This window comes from Micromonospora sp. NPDC047753, assembly GCF_040642735.1.
GTDB lineage: Bacteria > Actinomycetota > Actinomycetes > Mycobacteriales > Micromonosporaceae > Micromonospora.
Genome location: NZ_JBEYSL010000066.1, coordinates 1 through 19,507, shown reverse-complemented (window position 1 = coordinate 19,507; position 19,507 = coordinate 1). Strand labels below are relative to the sequence as shown.

Genomic DNA, 19,507 nt, shown 5'->3' with positions numbered 1-19,507 from the left:
CGGCACCGTGAAGAGTCAGACCCGCCACGCCCTCGGTCGACTCCGTGTCCTCGCCCCCGAGTTGGCCGAACTTGTCGGCCGTGACCCGCAGGAGGTGGCCCGGTGACCACTCGGCTCTCCGAAGCGCTGCGTCGCCTCGCGGACGACGTGCCGCCCGCGCGCGTACCGGCGGGGCTCTTCGACGCGGCGCGGACCCGGCACCGTCGTCGCCGGGCCGTCGTCGCCGGCGCGCTCGCCGTCCTGGTCCTGCTCCTGGGCACCGGGTACGCGCTGCACCCGGTCGCCCTGCCGCTGCCCGCCAGCCCTCGGCACGACGCCCCGGGCCTGCCCACCCGGCTCGTCGACCCGCCGCTGCGGACCGCCTCGGTGCGGGCGTCGGCGCCGGGTGCCGCCGCGATGCTCTTCGGCGGTCCCGCCGTGCGCACCAACTGGTTCGAGACCCGGATGGCCGTGGTGGCGGCCGACGACGATCGCTACCGCGTGCTGGACGGCGATCCGGCCGTCGCGGGCTTCGAGGCGATGCTCTCCCCGGACGGCCGGTATGTCTGGATGGGCGCGTCGCTGCTCGATCTCACGTCCGGAAGGACCACTACGAATCGCCCGGACGGCTATCCACTCGCCTTCGCGCCAAACGGGAAACGCCTGGTGTACGCCGATGACGACACCACGTTCACGTCCCCGAACACCTACTCCACCCCGTACGTGGGGATCTACGACCGGGATCGCGGAGCCGACGTGCTGCGGGTGCGGGTCGGCACCACCTGGGTTCCGCCGGGGCGCACGGCCGCGTTGTCGCCGGACGGCGGCGACCTCGCCCTTCAGCTCCGCGACCAGGTCTGGCTGGCCCGGGTGGACGACGCGGGCGCGGATCGGGTCGCCGAGCCGTACCGGAAGCTGCCGTTGGCGGGCGGGCGGCTCGCCGGGGCTGGGTCCTGGCTGCCGGACGGCCGTTCGGTTGCTGTCCTCGGCCGGTCCACCTGCACCGACTGCCCGGTTCCGTCCTACCGACGCACCTGGACACTGGTCCCCAGGTCCACAGTCGACGGCACCCCGCTGGCCGGCGCGGCGTTCCCGCCGCTGCGCTCCCGCTCGTTCGTGCAACTGCTCGGCTGGCGCTCGGTGGACGAGGCGGTCGCGTTGGTCGGCGTACCGGGCCCGGCCGCGGTGGACAGCCCGGAGGAGCACGACGTCGCCTGGGGGCCCTATCACGAGGTCGGCACGGAGGCGGTGGAACTCGTGGTGCTACGTCGGGGGGCGACCGCGCCGGAGGTGCTCTTCCGGACGCCGGAGGGCATCACCGACCTGTCGGTCGCCGCAGACCTCGCGATCGACGGGGCGGTACGCGAATCCGGCCGCCCCCACTACGGGCCACCGCCGTTCTGGGCGCTCGCTGTGGGGTTCATCCTGGCGGTCCTGGTCGCGCTGCCCGTGCTGTCGTGGCTGCGACGCCGGCGCGCTCGACGGTCAGACCGACTCCTCCGTGGCGGCTAACCTCCGTGCACCTCGATGACCCGGGTCGTCGGGGCGGCCTCGCCGAGGGCGGCACGTAGGGCCGCCCGGTCCGGGTCGGCGAGGAACGACTCGTAGCCGGCCCGTCCGGCGAACCGGATCACGTGCACCTCGGTCTGCCCGTCGGTGCCGTGCAGTCGCCGTTCCAACCGGCCGCCGTGCCGTTCCAGCAGGGCCAGCACGGCGTCCTCGTAGCGCTGCCCGGCGGCCTCCGCCCCGACGGTGAACTCGACGATCGCGACGAGTGTCAGCTCATCGGCCCGGTCAGTCATCGAGACCGACCGCCTTGGCGCTCGCCGCCCACAGCCGGGCGGCGAGCTGCGGATCGGCCGCCTTCCGGAGCGGTCGACGCGGGCGTCGGTTGACGTAGTACCCCCCGTTGATCAGCCGGGAACGCTCCTGTCTGGCCAACCACACCAGGGTCTCGGCGCCCTTCTCCGGGCTGCGGAACGGCATGAGACGCATGCCGATCGCGACGATCCTGCTGTCGTTGGCGAACCGGGTACGGACCACCCCGGGGTGGAAGCTGTACGCGGCAACGTCCGGCCAGCGCCGGGCCGCCTCGGCGGTGAACAGGACGTTCGCCTGCTTGCTGGTGCCGTACGCGCCCAGCGGCCGGTAACTACGCAGTGGCTTGTTCAGGTTGTCCGGGTCCAGCGCGCCGAAGCGGTGCGCGCCGGAGGCGGTCACCACGACCCGGCCCACCCGGTCGGCCAGCAGGTTGGTCAGCAGGAACGGGGCCAGGTGGTTGGCCTGGATCGACATCTCGAAACCGTCGACGGTTTTCAGTGGTTGCAGCGCGATCGCGCCGGCGTTGTTGGCGAGCACGTCGATCCGGTCGTACGCCGCCCGGAGCCGCTCGGCCAGACGGCGTACGTCGTCGAGGATCGCGAAGTCGGCCCGGAACAGCTCCGGACGTTCGCCGGAGGTCTCCCGAACCCGTTCGGCCGCGGCCTGCAGGCGGGCCGGGTCCCGCCCGACCAGCACCACCTGGTCGCCCCGGCAGGCCAGGTGCACGGCAGCGGCCAGCCCGATGCCGGAGCTGGCCCCGGTCACCACCACCAGCCGGCGCCCAGTGAGATCTTCCACAGGTCCATTCACCCCGGTCATGGCGCGAGGTTACCGTGGCGTCACAACGCCCTTTGGGATCGTTAAGGTCTCGGATCTGTCGTCAGGTGGCGTCGGCATGCCCGCCGGACGCTGGAAGGAGCGCATCCCATGGCCGCAGTCGGTCGCCCCCGCAGGTCCTGCCTCGCCGTGCCGGGTTCCAGCGTGAAGATGCTCGGCAAGGCCCAGGGCCTCCCGGCCGACCAGGTCTTCCTCGACCTGGAGGACGCCGTCGCCCCACTGGCCAAGCCGGACGCGCGCAAGAACATCGTGGCCGCCCTCAACGAGGGCGACTGGGCCGGCAAGACCCGGGTGGTCCGGGTCAACGACCTGACCACCCCGTGGACCTACCGGGACGTCATCGAGGTCGTCGAGGGCGCCGGCGCCAACCTGGACTGCATCATGCTGCCGAAGGTGCAGACCGCCGCGCAGGTGCAGTGGCTGGACCTGACGCTCACCCAGATCGAGAAGACGATCGGCCTGGAGGTCGGCCGGATCGGCATCGAGGCGCAGATCGAGAACGCCGCCGGTCTGGTCAACGTGGACGCGATCGCCGCCGCCTCGCCGCGCGTGGAGACCATCATCTTCGGCCCGGCCGACTTCATGGCGTCGATCAACATGAAGTCGATGGTGGTCGGCGGCCTGATCCCGGACTACCCGGGCGACCCGTACCACTACATCCTCATGCGGATCCTGATGGCCGCGCGCATGTACGACAAGCAGGCCATCGACGGCCCGTTCCTGCAGATCCGCGACGTCGACGCGTTCCGCGAGGTGGCCAAGCGCTCGGCCGCGCTGGGCTTCGACGGCAAGTGGGTGCTGCACCCGGGCCAGATCGACGCCGCCAACGAGGTCTACCAGCCGGCGCAGGCCGACTACGACCACGCCGAGTTGATCCTCGACGCGTACGAGCACTACACCTCGGAGGCCGGCGGCCGGCTCGGCGCTGTGATGCTCGGCGACGAGATGATCGACGAAGCGTCCCGCAAGATGGCGCTGGTGGTCGCCGCGAAGGGCCGGGCCGCCGGGATGAGCCGTACCTCGTCGTTCACCCCACCGGAGCAGTGACCGGCCGGGCCGGGACGACCGCCGCCGGCTGTCGAACCGGCCCGACAATCGCCGGTACGCCGGCCCGCCCGCTGGTCAGTAGCTGCTGCTGTCGTTGCTCGTCGCGATCGCGTAGACGATCGCGGCAACGTAGAAGAGGATCACCAACACCAGGAACCCGGTGAGGATCCAGCCGACGATGATGGCGGCCTTCGCCATCCCCGCACCGCCCTCACCGCTGAGCCGGATCTGCTTCTGCGCGACGTGCCCGAGGATCGCGCCGATCGGCGCGGTGATGCAGGACGTGAAACCGATCAGGGCCAGCACGAACGCCGCGATGGCCATCCCGTTGGTCTTCGGCGGCTGCGGGTAGCCGTAGCCGGGGTACTGCGGCGGGTAACCGGGCGCGTATCCGGGCGGCGCGTATCCGGGCATCGGCTGGGTCGCCGGCTGCTTCGCGCCGGCGTACGGGTCGACCGGGGCGTACGGGTCCGGGGCGTACGGGCTGGGCGCGTACGGGTCGACCGGGCCAGGTTGCGCGGGCACCGGCTGACCGGCCACCAGGGTCGGATCCGGTGCGGGGCTCGACCGCTGGGCCGACCACGTGGGGTCGCTCCAGTTGCCGGGCGGCGGGGGATTGGTCATACGAACTCTCCGTCAGGTCGGGGTGCGCAGACAGGGTAGCCAGCGCTGCCCAAACCCGACGCCCCCGCTTCCGGGTGCCGCGTTGCTCGGGCCGGTCGTAACGGGCAGGATCCCTGACATGGCATACGACGCGCGCGCCGCGGACCGCTCCGGCAGTCGACCCCGACGGGACGTCAGCCGCCCGGGTGCGGCCCGGCGCGCCCGGACGGCCGCCCCGGCGGGCAGCCCCGGCCCCGACGAGCCGGTCGCGCTCACCGACCCGGTCACCATGCGCCTCGACGGGCGGGTCGCCCTGGTCACCGGGGCGGGCAGCCCGGACGGCATCGGGTACGCCACCGCCCGCCGACTCGCCGACCTGGGCGCGCGGGTGGCCATCGTCTCCACCACCCGACGCATCCACGAGCGGGCGACCGAGCTGGGGGTGACCGGTTTCGTCGCCGACCTGACCGACGAGTCCGAGGTCGGCGCGTTGGCCGATGCCGTCGCCGAGCAGTTGGGCGACGTCGAGGTGCTGGTCAACAACGCCGGCCTGGCCAGTCGCGCCAGCCAGGGGGTGCTGCGGCCGGTAGCGCAGCTGACCTACGACGAGTGGCGCGGCGAGATCGACCGCAACCTCTCCACCGCGTTCCTGTGCAGCCGGGCGTTCATCGGGGGGATGGCCGAGCGGGGTTGGGGTCGGATCGTCAACCTGGCGGCCACGGCGGGCCCGGTCAACGCCCTGCCCACCGAGGCCGCGTACGCCGCGGCGAAGGCCGGGGTCGTCGGGCTGACCCGGGCCCTGGCCATGGAGATGATCGCCGACGGGGTGACCGTCAACGCGGTGGCGCCCGGCACCATCTACACCGCGGCGTCCACCATGGCCGAGATCAAGCAGGGGTTGGGCACGCCGGTGGGGCGGCCGGGCACGCCGGACGAGGTCGCCGCGGCGATCAGCTTCCTCTGCTCTCCGGCCGCCTCGTACATCACCGGGCAGATGCTCGTGGTGGACGGCGGCAACAGCGTCCGCGAGGCCCGCTTCCGCTGACCGCGACGGGCCACACCGGCCCGTTGGTCAGTAGCCGCCGCTGTCCCCGGAGTTGCCGAAGGCCACCAGTGCCAGCCAGCCACAGCAGGCCAGCACTGTGAGCCCGGTGAAGACGTAGCCCAGGATCAGCCCCCAGGTCGCGAGTTGGTCGCCCTCCTCGCCGCTGGTACGGATCTGCCGCTTGGCCACGTGACCGAGGACGGCGCCGGCCGGCGGAAAGACGAAGGCGAACACCAGCGACAGGATCGCCAGCACGTTCGTGCCCCGACCCGGCCCGGCCGGCGGTGGACCGTACTGGCCGTAGGGGCCCTGCGGGGGGTACGGCGGTTGCTGACTCCAGTGCGCCGACTGCTGTGGCCCCTGGTGGCCGTACGGCGACGGTTCGCCCTCCGGCGGTCCGTACGGTGAGCGTTCCGCTGGCAGCTCGTACGCCGGCTGGTCCGGCTGCGGCGCGTACGGTGACTGGCCGGCTGGCGGTGGCGCGTACGGCGACTGGTCCTTCGGTGGCTCGTAGGGTGACGGCGGCGGCTCGTCCTCGGGCGGTCCCGACGGCGGTGGGTAGCTCACAGCTGTCCTCCTCCTGCCGGTGCCGGAAAAGTCCCTCTTGCCGGACGCTACCCGCAGCGGTGAACCTTTTCACAGCGGTTGTGTGGACTGGTCACCTTGGCCTCCTCGACCCGAGGGGCCGATACTGACCCAGCGTTCAGTTACCCATGAGTAGTGCGCGGATCCCCGGAGGCTGAGATGGCCCGACTCGCCCAGACGCCCGGCCTGACCGATGTGCAACAGTCGATCCTGGAGACCGTTCGGGACTTCGCCGACAAGGAGATCATCCCGCACGCGCAGCGGCTGGAGCACGCCGACGAGTACCCCACCGACATCCTCGACGGCATGCGCGAGATGGGGCTGTTCGGCCTCACCATCGACGAGGAGCACGGCGGCCTCGGCGAATCACTGCTCACCTACGCGCTGGTGGTGGAGCAGTTGTCCCGCGGCTGGATGTCGATCTCCGGCATCGTCAACACCCACTTCATCGTGGCGTACCTGATCTCCCAGCACGGCTCCGCCGAGCAGAAGGCCCGGCTGCTGCCGAAGATGGCCACCGGTGAGGTGCGGGGAGCGTTCTCCATGTCCGAGCCGGAGACCGGCTCCGACGTCTCGGCGATCAAGTCCAGGGCCGTCCGCGACGGCGACCGGTACGTGCTCAACGGGCAGAAGATGTGGCTCACCAACGGGGCCTACTCCTCGGTGGTGGCCACCCTGGTCAAGACCGACACCGGCGCGGAGTCCGTCTACGGCAACATGAGCACCTTTTTGCTGGAGAAGGAGCCGGGCTTCGGCGAGACCGCCCCCGGCCTCACCATCCCCGGCAAGATCGAGAAAATGGGTTACAAGGGCGTCGAGACTACCGAGATGGTGCTCGACGGCGTCACGGTGCCCGACTCCGCGATCCTCGGCGGCGCCGACCAGGTGGGTCGCGGCTTCTACCAGATGATGGACGGCATCGAGGTGGGCCGGGTCAACGTGGCCGCCCGCGCATGCGGCATCTCCATCCGCGCCTTCGAGCTGGCGGTGAGCTACGCCCAGCAGCGCAAGACCTTCGGCCAGCCTCTCGCCAAGCACCAGGCGATCGCCTTCAAGCTCGCCGAGATGGGCACGAAGATCGAGGCCGCGCACGCCCTCATGGTCAACGCCGCCCGGCTCAAGGACGCCGGCCAGCGCAACGACGTGGAGGCCGGGATGGCCAAGCTGCTCGCCTCCGAATACTGCGCCGAGGTCGTCCAGGAGGCGTTCCGCATCCACGGCGGCTACGGCTACTCCAAGGAGTACGAGATCGAGCGGCTGATGCGGGAGGCCCCGTTCCTGCTCATCGGCGAGGGCACTTCAGAGATCCAGAAGACCATCATCTCCCGAGGCCTCCTCAAGCAATACAAGCTCTAACCCCGCCCGCCCCGCCCGCCCCGCCCGCCCCGCCCGCCCCGCCCGCCCCGCCCACCCCGCCCTCACCCAACCCGGACCCCCGCGATCTTGCACTTTCGGTTGCCCGTTGACCCTTGTGTCACTTATGTCGGGACAGTAAGTGCAAGATCGCGGCGATGGGTGGGGCGATGGGGTGGGGGGTTCGGGTTAGGGCAGGCGGGTCAGGTTGGCGGCGGCGCGTTCGACGATGAGGCAGCGGTCTTCGACGTAGTCCATGTCGGCCTCCTCGGCGATCCGCCGCGCCTCGGCCGAGACGATGCCCAGTTGCAGCCAGACCGCGGGAGCGCCGATCGCCGCCGCGTCCCGCACCACCTGCACGGCGTCGGCCGCCGGTCGGAACACGTCCACCAGGTCGACGGGGTGCGGAATGTCGGCGAGGGTCCTGTAGGCCCGTTCCCCGAACAGTTCGTCGACAGTCGGGTTGACCGGGATGATGCGCCAGCCGTACTGCTGCATCTGCAACGGCACGCCGTGCGCGGCCTTGAACGGGTCGCGGGACGCGCCCACGACGGCGATCACGGCGGAGTCGGCGAGGATCTGCTGAGCGGTACGCACCCGCCGACTGTAGCTCCGATCAGAGCAGCGTCAGCTGCTCGGCTGACGGTGGCGGCGACTGGGGCAGGCTGCGGTTGTCGCCCCGCTCCCCGCGGTGCAACCCGTGTCGCCGAGCGGCGATCCGCACCCGTGCGGTCAACTCCCGCTGGTACGCCTGCGGCGTGTACGCGCCGGCCCGGTAGAGCTCGCGGTAGCGGGGCACGAGGTGCGGGTGCTCGCGGGCCAGCCAGTGCGCGTACCACTCCCGGGCCCCGGAACGCAGGTGCAGCGGCAGGGCGGTCACGCTCGTCGCGCCGGCGGCGGCGATGGCTGAGACGGTGGCGTCGATCGACTCGTCGCTGTCGCTGAGGCCGGGCAGGATCGGCGCCATCAGCACCCCGACGGAGAAGCCGGCGTCGGCGAGCGCCCGGACGGCGTCCAGTCGGCGGCGGGGGTGTGGTGTGCCCGGCTCGACGGTGCGCCAGAGGTGTTCGTCGACGAAACCCACCGAGAAGGAGATGCCCACCGTGGTCACCTCGGCGGCCTGACGCAGGAGTGGCAGGTCGCGCAGGATCAGCGTGCCCTTGGTGAGGATCGAGAACGGGTTGGCGAAGTCACGCAGGGCACCGATGATCTGCGGCATCAGTCGGTAGCGACCCTCGGCCCGCTGGTAGCAGTCCACGTTGGTGCCCATCGCCACGTGCGCGCCGCGCCAGCGCGGCGCGGCCAGCTCCCGCCGGACCAGCTCCCCGGCGTTGACCTTGACGATCACCTTCCGGTCGAAGTCCGCACCGGCGTCGAGATCGAGATAGGTGTGAGTATTTCTCGCGAAACAATAAACGCAGGCATGGGAGCAGCCTCGGTACGGGTTGATCGTCCATTCGAACGGGACGCGGGACTGCCCGGGCACCCGGTTGAGGATGGACTTGGCCTGCACCTCGTAGAACGTCATCCCGGCGAACTCGGGAGTGTCGAAGGTGCGGGCGACGGCGCCGGGCAGCGCCAGCGGCAGGGGTGGCGTCGCTGGCGCTGCCCGCTCGGGGTCTCCCTCAACCGGGGGAGCGGTGAGGTTGTCCCAGCGCATGGGCACTATTCGAACACGTGTACGAGACAAGCGCAAGTGACCCGCCGTACACCGGTGGGCGTCCGGGTGGTCGGAGAGGGGAGGATGGGCGCATGGAGACGTCGACCTTCGTCTACGACGGGGACTGCGCGTTCTGCACGAGCTGTGCGGAGTTCATCGAGCGCCGCATCCCCACCGCCGCACGCGTGGTGCCCTGGCAGTTCGCCGACCTGGACGCGCTCGGCCTCAGCGTGGCCGAGTGCGAGGAGGCCGTGCAGTGGGTCGGCGCGGACGGCTCACGCGCGGCCGGTCCGGACGCCATCGCGAAGCTGCTCGCCGCGAGTGGTCCGCTCTGGCGGGTCGCCGGGGCCGGCCTGCGGATTCCTCCGGTACGCGTCGCGGCCTGGCCGTTGTACCGCTGGGTGGCGCGCAACCGGCACCGACTTCCCGGTGGCACGGCGGCCTGCTCCCTGCCGCAGGAGGCCCGGGAGCGGCTCTACGGGCCGGCCGGTCGCCCGACCACCGGCGCCTGATCGTCGCGTGCCGGCCCCGCGCCGGCTGTCACCGGGCCCTGGTCGGCCGGCACCGGGTCGACGTCGGCCGGTGGCGGCGCCGAGGCATCCGTCGTGGCCGCCTCGGGAGAGCCGCGGCCGACGAGCCGGCGCGCCCAGACCAGCGGGCGCACCCGCTCCAGCGGCAGGAAGCTGGTCATCGCGGCCAGGTGCGGCGCGAACGAGATCGTGATGGTCGCGATGGTGACCGCGTGGAACGAGTAGAAGAAGCCGACCATGGCGAGTCGCCAGCGGGGTGGCAGGAAGAAGACCACCGGGCTCAGCAGTTCGAACGCCACGATGCCGAACTGGGCGACGATCAGCAGGTACGGCACCTGGGCGATGAGGTCGGCCAGGTCGGTGCCGCGCCGGATGATCGCGCGGGCCAGGACCGAGCCGGTAAGCCAGTCCAGGCCGCCGAAGCGCAGCTTGGCGAAGGCGGCCAGGAAGTACGTGCAGATCACCGCGATCTGGGTGACGCGTAGGGCCCAGCCGCCGGCCTCGGTGCGGGTGGTGTCGCCGTGTCGGGCGCGGCCGGCGGTGGGCAGCACGGCCAGTGCGACGAGCAGCCCGAACCGGTCGTGGTCGACCTTCCCGTAGCTCATCGCGATGATCATCCACTCCAGGTACAGCGCGCACACCGCCCAGCCGAGCAGCCGGGGCGCTCGGCCGGTGGCGGCGAGGAGGGCGAGCAGCAGCAACGCCCAGAAGATCACCGTCACCAGCGTCTCGGTTGGCGTCGGCAGTGGGAGCAGGCGGCCGATCAGGAGTGGTTGGTACAGGTCGCCGGGCACGCTGACCCGGGTGCGTACCCAGGGGGTGAAGATCACCAGGTCGGCGGCGACGAACAGGTAGATCAGGGTGCGGAAGGCGGCCACCCGGCCCCTGGGTACGGCCTCGGTCAGCCAGCGGTTCATCGGGCGGCCTGCCAGCTCACGACGGTCTGGTCGGTGTGCTGGCCGGTCGGTCGGCCGGCGCGGATGCCGTGCCAGCGGATGACGATGCGGACCTCGACCAGCGCGGGGGCGTCCGGGTGGCGTTCGGCGTACGCGTCGGCGACCTCGGTGAGCAGCGTCGGATCGGCGGCGTATCGGGCCTGCTGGCCCTCGATCTCGGCGCGGCGGATGCCTGTCGCGTTCTGGTCGAGGTCGATCACCGCCCCGGAGCTGTTCACCCCCTCGACGCGGGTGTCAGGGGCGGGTGCGTTCGGCGGGTTGGAGGTGGAGTACATCCGGAACGGGCCGAACGGGAAATCGTCGTCGCTGCCCCAGAAGGTGCCGACGACGAGCAGGACGAGGCCGAGTGCGGTCGCGCCCAGCCGGGTCACGCGCCCGCGGGTGGTCAGATTCTCCATCGGGTCGTGACGATACGGGATGTACCGACGGCCTCGGGTCCCTCCGATGGCCAGTTCGGCCCGACCAGGCAGGTGATCATGGGTGGAGTCGGCGGGTACGACGAAGGCCGGGCCCGTACCGGTCCCGGCCTCGCGTGTCGTCGTGGGGACGACTCAGTGGTTGTGCTCGGCCAGCTGCTTGCGGACGTCGTCCATGTCCAGCGCCTCGACCTGCTCGATCAGGTTCTCCAGCGCGGACTCGGGAAGGGCGCCCGGCTGGGCGAAGACGATGACGCCGTCGCGGATCGCCATGATCGTCGGGATCGAGCGAATGTCGAACTTGGCGCCCAGCTCCTGCTGAGCTTCCGTGTCGACCTTGCCGAAGACGATGTTCTGGTGCTTCTCCGAGGAGCGCTCGTAGACCGGGGCGAACCGCTTGCACGGACCACACCAGTCGGCCCAGAAGTCGACCAGGACGATGCCGTCGTTGCCGGTCACCTCGTCGAAGTTCGTCGAGGTCAGCTCAACGGTTGCCATTGCACTCTCCGATCACCGCGGTTTATCTACGTCCCGTAGAACCAGGGCTGACCGTATCGAATTCCCGGGGGGTGGGGCACGAAACGTGCCCGGGGCTGCCGGGGGGTGCCGACGGTCATCGACAAGCATCTGTTCACACCCGACCTGCGGAACGCAAGTGCATGACGCACTTGCGTGACCTGCGGTGATGGGAGCGTTTCCAGGGAGATCCACGCGATTGAGCACTACGAATCGGTAACTTGGGCCTTGACAAGGAGGTATCCGGCCTGCAGAGATCGCTGATCAACCTCCGCTTCGTCACTCACAGTAGTGTTACAAAAAGATAAATGTGATCGCGACCTCTGTTGAAGCTACGCACCCGTAGGGCAGAATTCCTCACATCAGAGCGTGGGCGGCGGGTGCCGGGGAGGGCCCCGCCGCTCATTGCGTCTCCCCCCAGGCGAGTGACCGGTGTGACATTTCCGCCGCCGTCGCGCCCCGCCGGTCGCCTTAACCATCGGTAAGGCATGCTGTGCCGAACTCCATCGCCGCCCGTCGAAGGGACCAGCATGCAGTTCGGTCGCTACTACGAGGAGTTCGAGGTCGGCGCGGTCTACCGGCACTGGCCGGGCAAGACCGTCACCGAGTACGACGACCACCTCTTCTGCCTGCTCACCATGAACCACCACCCGCTGCACATGGACGCGCACTACGCCGCGACGGCCAGCCAGTTCAAGCGCAACGTCGTGGTCGGCAACTACATCTACTCGCTGCTGCTCGGCATGTCGGTGCCCGATGTGAGTGGCAAGGCGATCGCCAACCTGGAGGTCGAGTCGCTGCGGCACGTCGCGCCGACCTTCCACGGCGACACGATCTACGGCGAGACCACGGTGCTGGACAAGCGAGAGTCCGGCTCGAAGCCCGACCGGGGTGTGGTGTCGGTGGAGACCCGCGGCTACAACCAGGACGGCACGATGGTCTGCGTCTTCCGACGCAAGGTCATGGTGCCCAAGCGGGAGTACGCGGCCGCCGCGGTGCCCGACGGCGTGGATCCGGAGCGGCCCAGCTTCCCCGAGCCGCGCTGACAGGTCGCGGCGGGCTGCGACCCGTCGACGAACACCGGCCTCCTTCCCCAGCGCGGGTCTGCCGGGGAAGGGGTCCGGTGCCCGCCGCGGGGCATATGCTGACGCCGGAGGTTCCGATGAGCCACTCCGTCGCGGGAGAGCCGCCCTCTGCCGGCCGCCGAGCCGCACCCTTGACCACCGCTGTCTACTCCGCCGTCGAGTGGGATCTGCTCACCAGCCTGCCCGGTCGGGTCCTCGTGGCCGCCGCGGCACCGGGGCCTGGCCGGACGGAGCGTGGAGTGATGGCCGGCCTGGCCGGTCTGGATGCCATGGCCGCGGGCCGAGCCTCCGACAGCGATCTGGTCCGGGCGGTGGTCGCCACGATCTACGCCCGCCACGACGGCGCCCCACAACCTGCCGAGCGGCTCACCGACCTGGTGGACCTGCTGGCCGCCTGCCGGGCGGCGAGCCGGGTCCTCCGGCGGCGGGCCGACCCCGCCGACTCGGCCGCGTACCGCCAGTGGGTGCAGTCGGTCGCGGCCCGGGTCTGTCGCTCGGTGCCCGGCACCGGCACGCGCCGGGTGGACCCACCGGCCAGCCCGGCGGACCGGCGCTTCCTGGACCGGCTCGGTGCCGCCCTCGACCTGGGCTGACCGGCAGGTCGGCGTGGCCGACGCCGACGCGGTCCGTACCCTCTGATGACCGTGACCGACGACCAGCTCGAGGTGGGCGTGGGCCCCTGGCCGGGGGACCCGCCGGACGACAGCCGCTACGACCCGCAACTGCTCGCGGAGGGGGACCGGCGCAACGTCGTCGACCGCTACCGCTACTGGCGGCACGAGGCGATCGTCGCCGACCTGGACCAGCACCGGCACGGCTTCCACGTCGCGATCGAGAACTGGCAGCACGACTTCAACATCGGCACTGTGGTGCGTAACGCGAACGCGTTCAACGCCGCCGAGGTGCACATCGTCGGACGGCGACGGTGGAACCGGCGCGGCGCGATGGTGACCGACAGGTACCAGCACGTACGGCACCACGAGACGATCGAGGAGTTCGTCGCCTGGGCGGCCGAGCGGCAACTGCCGGTGTTCGGCATCGACAACCTGCCCGGGTCGCGTCCGCTGGAGACCGGCACCCTGCCGCGGGACTGCGTGCTGCTGTTCGGCCAGGAGGGACCCGGTCTCTCCGCGCCGGCCCGTGCCGCCTGCCACCAGCTCTACTCCATCGCCCAGTACGGCTCGACGAGGTCGATCAACGCGGGCGTGGCCAGCGGAATCGCCATGCACGCCTGGATCCGCGCGCACGCCGGTACGCCGCCGGACTGACCCACGTACGGTGCCGAATCGGACGTTCCGGCTTGACGTGCCGGCGGTCCGGGGAGACGGTGGGGATGTGAGTGTCGCGGTGAGTTGTCCGAGATGCGGGGGCCCGGTACGGGCGCCGGATCTGATGAACACCGACTCGAGATGTGCGCGCTGCGGCCCGGTGCCGCCGTTGCACGTGCCCGAGCACATCGGAGCGGACATCGTGGCGAGCGTGGTGGAACGGATCACCGCGACCGGCGATCCGCCGGTGACACCGCTGTGGTGCCCGTGGCCGCTGCCGCCCGGTTGGACACTCACCGGCGTGGCGTACGCCGGGGACGACCGCACAGGTGTGCGGGCGACAGTGGTCGCGTGCGCGGGCCCCGCGCCCCTCGGTGGTGGTCCGGCCGATCTGGTCTTCGTGGCCGAGGAACCCGGTGTCGGCCTGGGCACCCGGCTCGCCGGACTGACCGGGCCGGACCCGGGACCGGAGTTGGTGGACGCGTTGACCGACCCGGGGCCGGGTCACCCTGACCACGTCGGACAGGCGAAGATCAAGGTCGGTGGGCACCCCACTCCACTGTGGTTGGTGAATTCTCCAACGGATCGAAGCGCGTACGCCGGCGAAGCTCGGGGAATGTGGCTCCATGCGATAGCCTGGCCGGCGAGTGCGGGTCACCTGCTCGCGGAAGACGTCGTGCTACACGACCTGACCGAGTGGACTCCGCCCGAGCTCGTGTACGGCGCACCGTCCCCGTATCTACCCGGTAGAGCTTGACAACTCTTCCGGATTGACGGAGAACGGACGCAGATATTCACTGTACGACACCACACTGATACTCTGGGTGCCGCTGCGGTAATGGGACCCGGCGCCGCGCGAGAGGATGGCCCGCCATGGTCAAGAAGGTCCTCACCTGGGCCGGAATCGCATTCTTGATCTTCTTCGTCGCCTATCGACCAAACTCGGCGGCGGACGTGTTCAAGTCGCTCGGCGGCGGGATCATGGATATCGCCCAGGGGTTTGGCGACTTCTTCACCAGCCTCGTCGCCTAGCCGCCGATGGGCAGCCCCTCCGGTCCACCCTTCGACCCGGACGACCCCGACCGGGAACGTCGCGAGCGCGACACCGAGCCGATCCCGCGGATCGGGCCCGATGACGGCCCGGGCTACGGGGCCGGCCCCGGCCTGTCCGACGGTCCGTCCCTTTCGGACGACGTCGGCTATGGCGACGGGCCCGGCTATGCCGGCCAGGGTCGTTCCGGTCGGGGGTGGATCCGAGACCCGGAGGCCAGCTACCAGCCGCCGCAGATCTCCGAGGACGAGCTGGCCGGGTTGCGTGCCGACGCGACCGGCTCGACCCCTCGGCGGGTGCTGCCGCTGGAAGACGAGCCCAGTTCGCTGGTGGCTCGCTACCTCTTCCCCACCGAGCGCTACCGGGGCGAGTGGAAGCGACACTGGATCCACCTCAGCAACCCGCTGTTGATCGGCGTCGCGGCGACCTTCGTGCTCGGCTATCTCTCCGGCTTCCTCGCCGGTCAGGACGTCGGCGCGTTGACCACCATCGCCGTGCTGCTGTGGTTCGCGGTGATGGGCTGGGTGGCGTGGAAGGTCGCCGACTGGTGGTATGACCGGTTCATCCTGACCAACAAGCGGGTCATGGTGGTCAACGGGATCGTCACCCGCAAGGTGGCGATGATGCCGCTGGTCCGGGTCACCGACATGAAGTACGAGCAGACCCCGACCGGTCGAGCGCTCAACTACGGCACCTTCGTGCTGGAGTCCGCCGGCCAGGAGCAGGCGCTTCGCGAGGTCAAGAACCTGCCCAACCCGAACGAGCTCTACCTGCGCGTCGTCGAGGAGATGTACGAGCCGCAGGCCGTCGAGGCGCGGCTCGGCAAGGAGGCCGACGAGGCCAAGGCCGACGACGGGGCGTGAAGGTTTTCGACCGAACATCGGAGCAAGTGCGCACCTTTCGTCATGGACCAGGCCGCCCCTGACGTGGCACTCTGCCAGGACGGCAGGGGTGTGGAGGTGGGCGGTGGCGAGCAAGGACTCGTTGGAGGAGCAGTTCCGCGAGTTCGTCGCGGCCCGCTCCGCCGCGCTCCTGCGCACCGCTTATCTGCTCACCGGCGACTGGGCCACGGCCGAGGACCTGCTCCAGACGGCGCTGACCAAGACCTACCTGGCGTGGAAGCGGCTCGGCGGGATCGAGGCGGTCGAGCCGTACGCCCGGCGTGTGATGGTCAACACGTCGACCAGTTGGTGGCGGCGGCGCTGGCACGGCGAACGCCCGACCGAGGTGCTGCCCGAGCGGGCCGGTGTCGACGAGATCGAGCAGCAACTTGACCGGGATCTGCTCTGGCGGCATCTCCGGGAGTTGCCCAACCGGCAGCGGGCAGTGCTGGTGCTGCGCTACTACGAGGACATGTCGGAGGCGCAGACCGCCGCGATGCTGGACATTTCACCGGGCACCGTGAAGAGCCAGGCGTCCCGGGCGCTCGCCACGCTGCGTCGGCGACTGGGCGCGGACGCACCGGAGCTGGCAGCCGCCGCCGGCATCGCCGGCCGGACTGGCGCTGCCGACAGTGCCGCGGGCGCTATCGGTGCCGGCGGCCGGACGGCGGGCTCGGGTTCCCGGACCGGGCGGGTCCCGGCCACCGGTGCCGCTGCCTCACCCCGTCCCGGACGGGCGGCCGGCCGACCCGTGCCCCGCCCTACCGCTCCGCGCCCCGCCGTGCCACGTGGGATCGATCCGCAGGTGGTCCTGCCCACCGCCCCGGCGGCCGTGCCCGTCGGCACGGGCTCCGGGGAACAGCAGTGAGTCAGTTCCCCGGCCGACGCGACAACCTGACGGACGGCCCGCAGCGTTCATACCAGGTGCGGCCTGACGAGTTGGAAGGTGCGGTGCGGGAGACACTCTCGCACCAGGTCGCCCTTGCCCGCCCGCTGAGCGTCGACCCGGCCGGCCAGGCCATCCGTCGCGCGAACTGGATCCGGCGTCGACGCACCGCCGCCGGCCTCGCCCTCGCGGCGGTCACCACCGTGCTGCTCAGCGCCGGCATGGCCCAGCTCGGTGCCGAGACCAGACGGGACGGCTCACCCATCGTCGTGATCGGCGACCCCGACCCGACCAGTCGACCGTTCCCGACGGCCAGCATTCCCGGCCCCGACCCCTCGCCCACGGCGTCGACCTCGCTCATCGCCAGCGAAACGCTGGTCAGCGCCGACGGGCGGCGGCTGGTGTTGTCCGACGTCGGGTCGGCCGAACACGTCCAGCCGCTGCCCAGCGGAGGCGGTTGGCTGGTGGTGGGCGCGCCGAGCACCGCCGGGCGCTTTCTGTCGGTGGTGCAGGACGACGGCCTGGTACAGGTGCTGCTGGCCGGTGCCGGCGCGATCGTCCTGGCCCCGGACAGCCGCCAGGTCGCCTGGCGCGACGGAGACGATCTCCTGACGGCGGGTGTGGTCGGCACCCAACTCATCGGGTCGGTGCGCACCCCGGTGCCGGCGGCGGCGGAGCCCGTCCGGTTCGTCGGTGACAGCGTGCTGGTCCGACTCGACCCGGCCAGCGCCGGTCACACGCTCTGGCGGCCCGGTGCGGGGCCGCTGCCCGACGCCCTCGACCGGAAGAGCCTCAACGTCTACGGGCGGCTGCCCGACGGGCGGCTCGTCGGGCAGGTCAGCACGGCCGATCCGGGCCGGACCTGCCTTGCCATCCTCACCCCGACACGTCACCTGGACCCGGTACGCACGGGCTGCGGTCCGGACCTGAGCCAGGACGGCGTCGGCGGGGTGTCGCCGGACGGGCGGTGGCTGCTGGTCAACGAGAACAGCGGCTCGGCCGGTCGGTCCCTGCTGGTCGACCTGCAGCGGCTCGGGCCGAATGCGACAGCCGTTGCGGCCGGGCCGCCGATGACCGGGGCGATCGTCTGGAGCGACGAGGGCCAGGCCTCCTACCTCGACGGCGACGGCGAGCTGGTCCGGGTCGACGTCGGCCAGGTGCGGGCGGGAAAGCCCGCCGGCCCCGCTGCGGTGCCCGGCGTGCCAGCCGGAGAGCGGCCGATCCTGGTGCAGGGCTTCTGACCCCAGGTGGCCCATGTGAGCCGGGCTCACCGTTTCCTCGGTAACGTCGGGCGGTGACCTCGCGTACCGGCCCCGCCCCCCGGATCGACCTGCACGCCCATTCGACGGCCAGCGACGGCACGCTGACCCCGGCCGAGCTGGTCGGCGCGGCCTCCGACGCAGGGCTGGACGTGCTGGCGATCACCGACCACGACACCACGGCCGGCTGGGCGTCGGCAGTGGCCGCGCTGCCACCCGGTCTGCGCCTGATCCGGGGTGCGGAGTTGTCGTGTCGCTGGTCCGGTCCGCAGCCCGCGGTGCCGCTGCACCTGCTCGCGTACCTGTTCGATCCGGGCCACGCGGAGCTGGTGGCCGAGCTGGCGCGGGTCCGGGCCGCCCGGGAAGAGCGTGGCGAACGGATCGTCGGCCTCCTGCGGGCCGACGGCATCGACGTGAACTGGCCGGACATCCTGGCCGGCGCGGGTGGCGGCACAGTGGGACGTCCGCACATCGCGCAGGCACTCATCCGCGCCGGCCTGGTCGGCAGCGTCCGGGAGGCGTTCGGCCCGGACTGGCTCGGCGAGCGGTACCGGCTGCCCAAGGAGGACATCGACGTGTTCCGGGCCGTTCGGCTGGTCCGGGCGGCCGGGGGCGTGCCGGTCTTCGCCCACCCGCGAGCCACCCGACGCGGCCGGGTGGTGCCCGACGAGCTGATCGCCGAGCTGGCCGCCGCCGGGCTCGCCGGGCTCGAAGCCGACCACGAGGACCACAGCCCGGCCGAGCGGGAACACGTGCGGGCGCTCGCCGCCGAGCTGGGCCTGTTCGTCACTGGCTCCTCGGATTTTCACGGCACCCACAAGACCGTCCAACTCGGCGCGTTCAGCACCGGCGTCGAGGCGTACGAGCGGATCGTCGCCGAGGGGGTGACCGAGGTCGCTTCGGGCTGATCCGGGTATTTCGCCCATCGCGGCGCGGCTAGGTTGATCACGTGGATCTGAAGCTGTTCGGCGAGGTTTTCGTGACTCTGCTGGTGATCACCGACCCGCCGGGCATGATGCCGATCTTCCTGGCGCTGACCGGCCCCCTGCCCGCCCGCGACCGCAACCGGGCAGCCTGGCAGGCGGTCGCGTTGGCGCTCGGCGTCATCGTGATCTTCGCGGTGGCGGGGCAGACCCTGCTCGACTACCTGCACGTGGACCTGCCGGCGTTGCAGGCAGCCGGTGGGCTGCTGCTCGTGCTCGTCGCCCTTGAGCTGCTGACCGGCAAGGCCGACGACCCGAGCCAGCAGGTCACCTCCAACATCGCCCTGGTGCCGCTGGGCACGCCGTTGCTGGCCGGCCCGGGTGCCATCGTGGCCACCATGCTCTTCGTCCAGCAGGCCGACGGGCTGGGAGAGTTCAGCGCCATCGCCGTGGCGATCCTCGCCGTGATGGTCGCCGTCTGGATCGTCCTGCGCTTCTCCGGCGGCATCGTGAAGATCCTCCGGCCGGGCGGGATCGAGGTGCTGACCCGGATCGCCGGCCTGCTGCTGGCCGCGATCGCCGTGCAGCTCATCGCCGACGCGGTGGCCGCCTTCGTCACGCAGTACGTGAACATGGCCTGACGGCACACGCGCGATGTCGGAGATGGATGGCAGGATCTGAGACGTGCGACGATCCTCATCAGCGGGGCGGCCGGCCGCCGGCGGCCGGGCCCCGCGGAAGCGAGAACGGAATATCGTCGGGTAGGGAAAATATGTAGAGTATAATGTGTATATAAAGGTGGTCGA

General features: G+C 71.0%; 24 protein-coding genes. 15 read left to right on the top strand and 9 right to left on the bottom strand.

The genetic code is table 11. The annotated features are described in order from the left end of the window. The first annotated feature begins 102 nt into the window (after positions 1-102). Positions 103-1,491 carry a hypothetical protein gene (locus tag ABZ749_RS08665; RefSeq protein ID WP_357224504.1) on the top strand — a complete coding sequence of 463 codons (1,389 nt, stop codon included), beginning with the start codon at positions 103-105 and terminating at the stop codon, positions 1,489-1,491. Here ABZ749_RS08665 and ABZ749_RS08660 read toward each other — a convergent pair. Both ABZ749_RS08660 and ABZ749_RS08655 read right to left on the bottom strand, forming a co-directional pair. Then, entirely contained in the window at positions 1,488-1,781 is a 294-nt protein-coding gene (locus tag ABZ749_RS08660; protein WP_357224499.1) for a hypothetical protein, read from the bottom strand. The two genes, ABZ749_RS08665 and ABZ749_RS08660, sit on opposite strands and share 4 nt — an antisense overlap. Beyond that, positions 1,774-2,598 carry an SDR family NAD(P)-dependent oxidoreductase gene (locus tag ABZ749_RS08655; RefSeq protein ID WP_357224512.1) on the bottom strand — a complete coding sequence of 275 codons (825 nt, stop codon included), beginning with the start codon at positions 2,596-2,598 and terminating at the stop codon, positions 1,774-1,776. Before ABZ749_RS08655 ends, ABZ749_RS08660 begins: the two co-directional genes overlap by 8 nt. Positions 2,599-2,727: 129 nt before the next feature. Here ABZ749_RS08655 and ABZ749_RS08650 point away from each other — a divergent pair, with 129 nt between their 5' ends. Next, positions 2,728-3,684 (top strand): CoA ester lyase, encoded by a 957-nt coding sequence (locus ABZ749_RS08650; protein ID WP_357224496.1) that lies wholly within the window; start codon positions 2,728-2,730, stop codon positions 3,682-3,684. Between the two features lie 75 nt (positions 3,685-3,759). On the opposite strand, the gene ABZ749_RS08645 is transcribed toward ABZ749_RS08650, so the two are convergent. Further along, a complete protein-coding gene (locus ABZ749_RS08645; RefSeq protein WP_357224490.1) occupies positions 3,760-4,308 on the bottom strand; it encodes a DUF4190 domain-containing protein in 549 nt (182 codons plus the stop codon). 118 nt (positions 4,309-4,426) lie between these two features. Between ABZ749_RS08645 and ABZ749_RS08640 the strand changes: the two genes are divergently transcribed. After that, positions 4,427-5,332: an SDR family NAD(P)-dependent oxidoreductase gene (locus ABZ749_RS08640; RefSeq protein ID WP_091394758.1), complete on the top strand. Its 906-nt coding sequence runs from the start codon at positions 4,427-4,429 to the stop codon at positions 5,330-5,332. A 27-nt stretch (positions 5,333-5,359) separates the two neighbouring features. Here ABZ749_RS08640 and ABZ749_RS08635 read toward each other — a convergent pair whose 3' ends face one another. After that, a complete protein-coding gene (locus tag ABZ749_RS08635) occupies positions 5,360-5,899 on the bottom strand; it encodes a DUF4190 domain-containing protein (RefSeq protein WP_357224483.1) in 540 nt (179 codons plus the stop codon). A gap of 177 nt (positions 5,900-6,076) precedes the next feature. Between ABZ749_RS08635 and ABZ749_RS08630 the strand changes: the two genes are divergently transcribed. Further along, positions 6,077-7,273, top strand: coding sequence for an acyl-CoA dehydrogenase family protein (locus ABZ749_RS08630; protein WP_357224481.1), 1,197 nt, complete (start codon positions 6,077-6,079; stop codon positions 7,271-7,273). A gap of 186 nt (positions 7,274-7,459) precedes the next feature. Here the strand turns inward: ABZ749_RS08630 and ABZ749_RS08625 are convergent, their stop codons facing one another. Continuing rightward, a complete protein-coding gene (locus ABZ749_RS08625) occupies positions 7,460-7,867 on the bottom strand; it encodes a CoA-binding protein (protein WP_357224476.1) in 408 nt (135 codons plus the stop codon). Between the two features lie 19 nt (positions 7,868-7,886). After that, a complete protein-coding gene (locus ABZ749_RS08620; RefSeq protein WP_357224471.1) occupies positions 7,887-8,930 on the bottom strand; it encodes an Rv2578c family radical SAM protein in 1,044 nt (347 codons plus the stop codon). 92 nt (positions 8,931-9,022) lie between these two features. On the opposite strand from ABZ749_RS08620, the gene ABZ749_RS08615 reads away from it, so the two are divergent. Then, entirely contained in the window at positions 9,023-9,442 is a 420-nt protein-coding gene (locus ABZ749_RS08615; RefSeq protein ID WP_112620689.1) for a DUF393 domain-containing protein, read from the top strand. Here ABZ749_RS08615 and ABZ749_RS08610 read toward each other — a convergent pair. The 3 genes from ABZ749_RS08610 to trxA form a co-directional block, all read right to left on the bottom strand. Further along, positions 9,406-10,377 carry an HTTM domain-containing protein gene (locus ABZ749_RS08610; protein WP_357224467.1) on the bottom strand — a complete coding sequence of 324 codons (972 nt, stop codon included), beginning with the start codon at positions 10,375-10,377 and terminating at the stop codon, positions 9,406-9,408. The two genes, ABZ749_RS08615 and ABZ749_RS08610, sit on opposite strands and share 37 nt — an antisense overlap. After that, complete coding sequence (locus ABZ749_RS08605; protein WP_357224464.1) at positions 10,374-10,814, bottom strand: hypothetical protein; 441 nt, start codon at positions 10,812-10,814, stop codon at positions 10,374-10,376. The genes ABZ749_RS08610 and ABZ749_RS08605 overlap by 4 nt, the downstream gene beginning before the upstream one ends. 153 nt (positions 10,815-10,967) lie before the next feature. Further along, positions 10,968-11,330: a thioredoxin gene (trxA, locus tag ABZ749_RS08600; protein WP_007455291.1), complete on the bottom strand. Its 363-nt coding sequence runs from the start codon at positions 11,328-11,330 to the stop codon at positions 10,968-10,970. A 548-nt stretch (positions 11,331-11,878) separates the two neighbouring features. On the opposite strand from trxA, the gene ABZ749_RS08595 reads away from it, so the two are divergent. From ABZ749_RS08595 to ABZ749_RS08550, 10 genes are all read left to right on the top strand, one after another. Continuing rightward, entirely contained in the window at positions 11,879-12,394 is a 516-nt protein-coding gene (locus ABZ749_RS08595) for a MaoC family dehydratase (protein WP_030486570.1), read from the top strand. Between the two features lie 95 nt (positions 12,395-12,489). Beyond that, the gene (locus ABZ749_RS08590; RefSeq protein WP_357224461.1) at positions 12,490-13,026 is read left to right on the top strand and encodes a hypothetical protein; all 537 of its coding nucleotides are present in this window, start codon (positions 12,490-12,492) and stop codon (positions 13,024-13,026) included. A 51-nt stretch (positions 13,027-13,077) separates the two neighbouring features. After that, positions 13,078-13,701 (top strand): RNA methyltransferase, encoded by a 624-nt coding sequence (locus ABZ749_RS08585; protein WP_357224509.1) that lies wholly within the window; start codon positions 13,078-13,080, stop codon positions 13,699-13,701. A gap of 10 nt (positions 13,702-13,711) precedes the next feature. Next, positions 13,712-14,458, top strand: a complete 747-nt coding sequence (locus ABZ749_RS08580) for a DUF6758 family protein (protein WP_357195460.1) — start codon at positions 13,712-13,714, stop codon at positions 14,456-14,458. Positions 14,459-14,574: 116 nt separating this feature from the next. Beyond that, positions 14,575-14,733, top strand: coding sequence for a hypothetical protein (locus tag ABZ749_RS08575; RefSeq protein ID WP_007455302.1), 159 nt, complete (start codon positions 14,575-14,577; stop codon positions 14,731-14,733). A 6-nt stretch (positions 14,734-14,739) separates the two neighbouring features. After that, on the top strand, positions 14,740-15,615 hold the full coding sequence (locus ABZ749_RS08570; protein WP_357195457.1) for a PH domain-containing protein: 876 nt from the start codon (positions 14,740-14,742) through the stop codon (positions 15,613-15,615). A gap of 103 nt (positions 15,616-15,718) precedes the next feature. Beyond that, entirely contained in the window at positions 15,719-16,501 is a 783-nt protein-coding gene (locus tag ABZ749_RS08565; RefSeq protein WP_357224458.1) for a SigE family RNA polymerase sigma factor, read from the top strand. After that, positions 16,498-17,760, top strand: coding sequence for a hypothetical protein (locus ABZ749_RS08560; protein WP_357224453.1), 1,263 nt, complete (start codon positions 16,498-16,500; stop codon positions 17,758-17,760). The genes ABZ749_RS08565 and ABZ749_RS08560 overlap by 4 nt, the downstream gene beginning before the upstream one ends. Before the next feature lie 53 nt (positions 17,761-17,813). Then, positions 17,814-18,686 (top strand): PHP domain-containing protein, encoded by an 873-nt coding sequence (locus ABZ749_RS08555; RefSeq protein WP_357224450.1) that lies wholly within the window; start codon positions 17,814-17,816, stop codon positions 18,684-18,686. Between the two features lie 41 nt (positions 18,687-18,727). Next, a complete protein-coding gene (locus ABZ749_RS08550) occupies positions 18,728-19,342 on the top strand; it encodes a MarC family protein (protein ID WP_091394729.1) in 615 nt (204 codons plus the stop codon). Positions 19,343-19,507: the final 165 nt, after the last annotated feature.

Excerpts from the sequence above, each read along its gene's own strand:
- ABZ749_RS08605 (WP_357224464.1), bottom strand. The coding sequence starts at position 10,814 with ATGGAGAATCTGACCACCCGCGGGCGCGTGACCCGGCTGGGCGCGACC.
- ABZ749_RS08650 (WP_357224496.1), top strand. The coding sequence starts at position 2,728 with ATGGCCGCAGTCGGTCGCCCCCGCAGGTCCTGCCTCGCCGTGCCGGGT.
- ABZ749_RS08570 (WP_357195457.1), top strand. The coding sequence starts at position 14,740 with ATGGGCAGCCCCTCCGGTCCACCCTTCGACCCGGACGACCCCGACCGG.
- ABZ749_RS08630 (WP_357224481.1), top strand. The coding sequence starts at position 6,077 with ATGGCCCGACTCGCCCAGACGCCCGGCCTGACCGATGTGCAACAGTCG.
- ABZ749_RS08615 (WP_112620689.1), top strand. The coding sequence starts at position 9,023 with ATGGAGACGTCGACCTTCGTCTACGACGGGGACTGCGCGTTCTGCACG.
- ABZ749_RS08620 (WP_357224471.1), bottom strand. The coding sequence starts at position 8,930 with ATGCGCTGGGACAACCTCACCGCTCCCCCGGTTGAGGGAGACCCCGAG.
- ABZ749_RS08575 (WP_007455302.1), top strand. The coding sequence starts at position 14,575 with ATGGTCAAGAAGGTCCTCACCTGGGCCGGAATCGCATTCTTGATCTTC.
- ABZ749_RS08660 (WP_357224499.1), bottom strand. The coding sequence starts at position 1,781 with ATGACTGACCGGGCCGATGAGCTGACACTCGTCGCGATCGTCGAGTTC.
- ABZ749_RS08595 (WP_030486570.1), top strand. The coding sequence starts at position 11,879 with ATGCAGTTCGGTCGCTACTACGAGGAGTTCGAGGTCGGCGCGGTCTAC.
- ABZ749_RS08590 (WP_357224461.1), top strand. The coding sequence starts at position 12,490 with ATGCTGACGCCGGAGGTTCCGATGAGCCACTCCGTCGCGGGAGAGCCG.
- ABZ749_RS08610 (WP_357224467.1), bottom strand. The coding sequence starts at position 10,377 with ATGAACCGCTGGCTGACCGAGGCCGTACCCAGGGGCCGGGTGGCCGCC.
- ABZ749_RS08645 (WP_357224490.1), bottom strand. The coding sequence starts at position 4,308 with ATGACCAATCCCCCGCCGCCCGGCAACTGGAGCGACCCCACGTGGTCG.
- ABZ749_RS08640 (WP_091394758.1), top strand. The coding sequence starts at position 4,427 with ATGGCATACGACGCGCGCGCCGCGGACCGCTCCGGCAGTCGACCCCGA.
- trxA (WP_007455291.1), bottom strand. The coding sequence starts at position 11,330 with ATGGCAACCGTTGAGCTGACCTCGACGAACTTCGACGAGGTGACCGGC.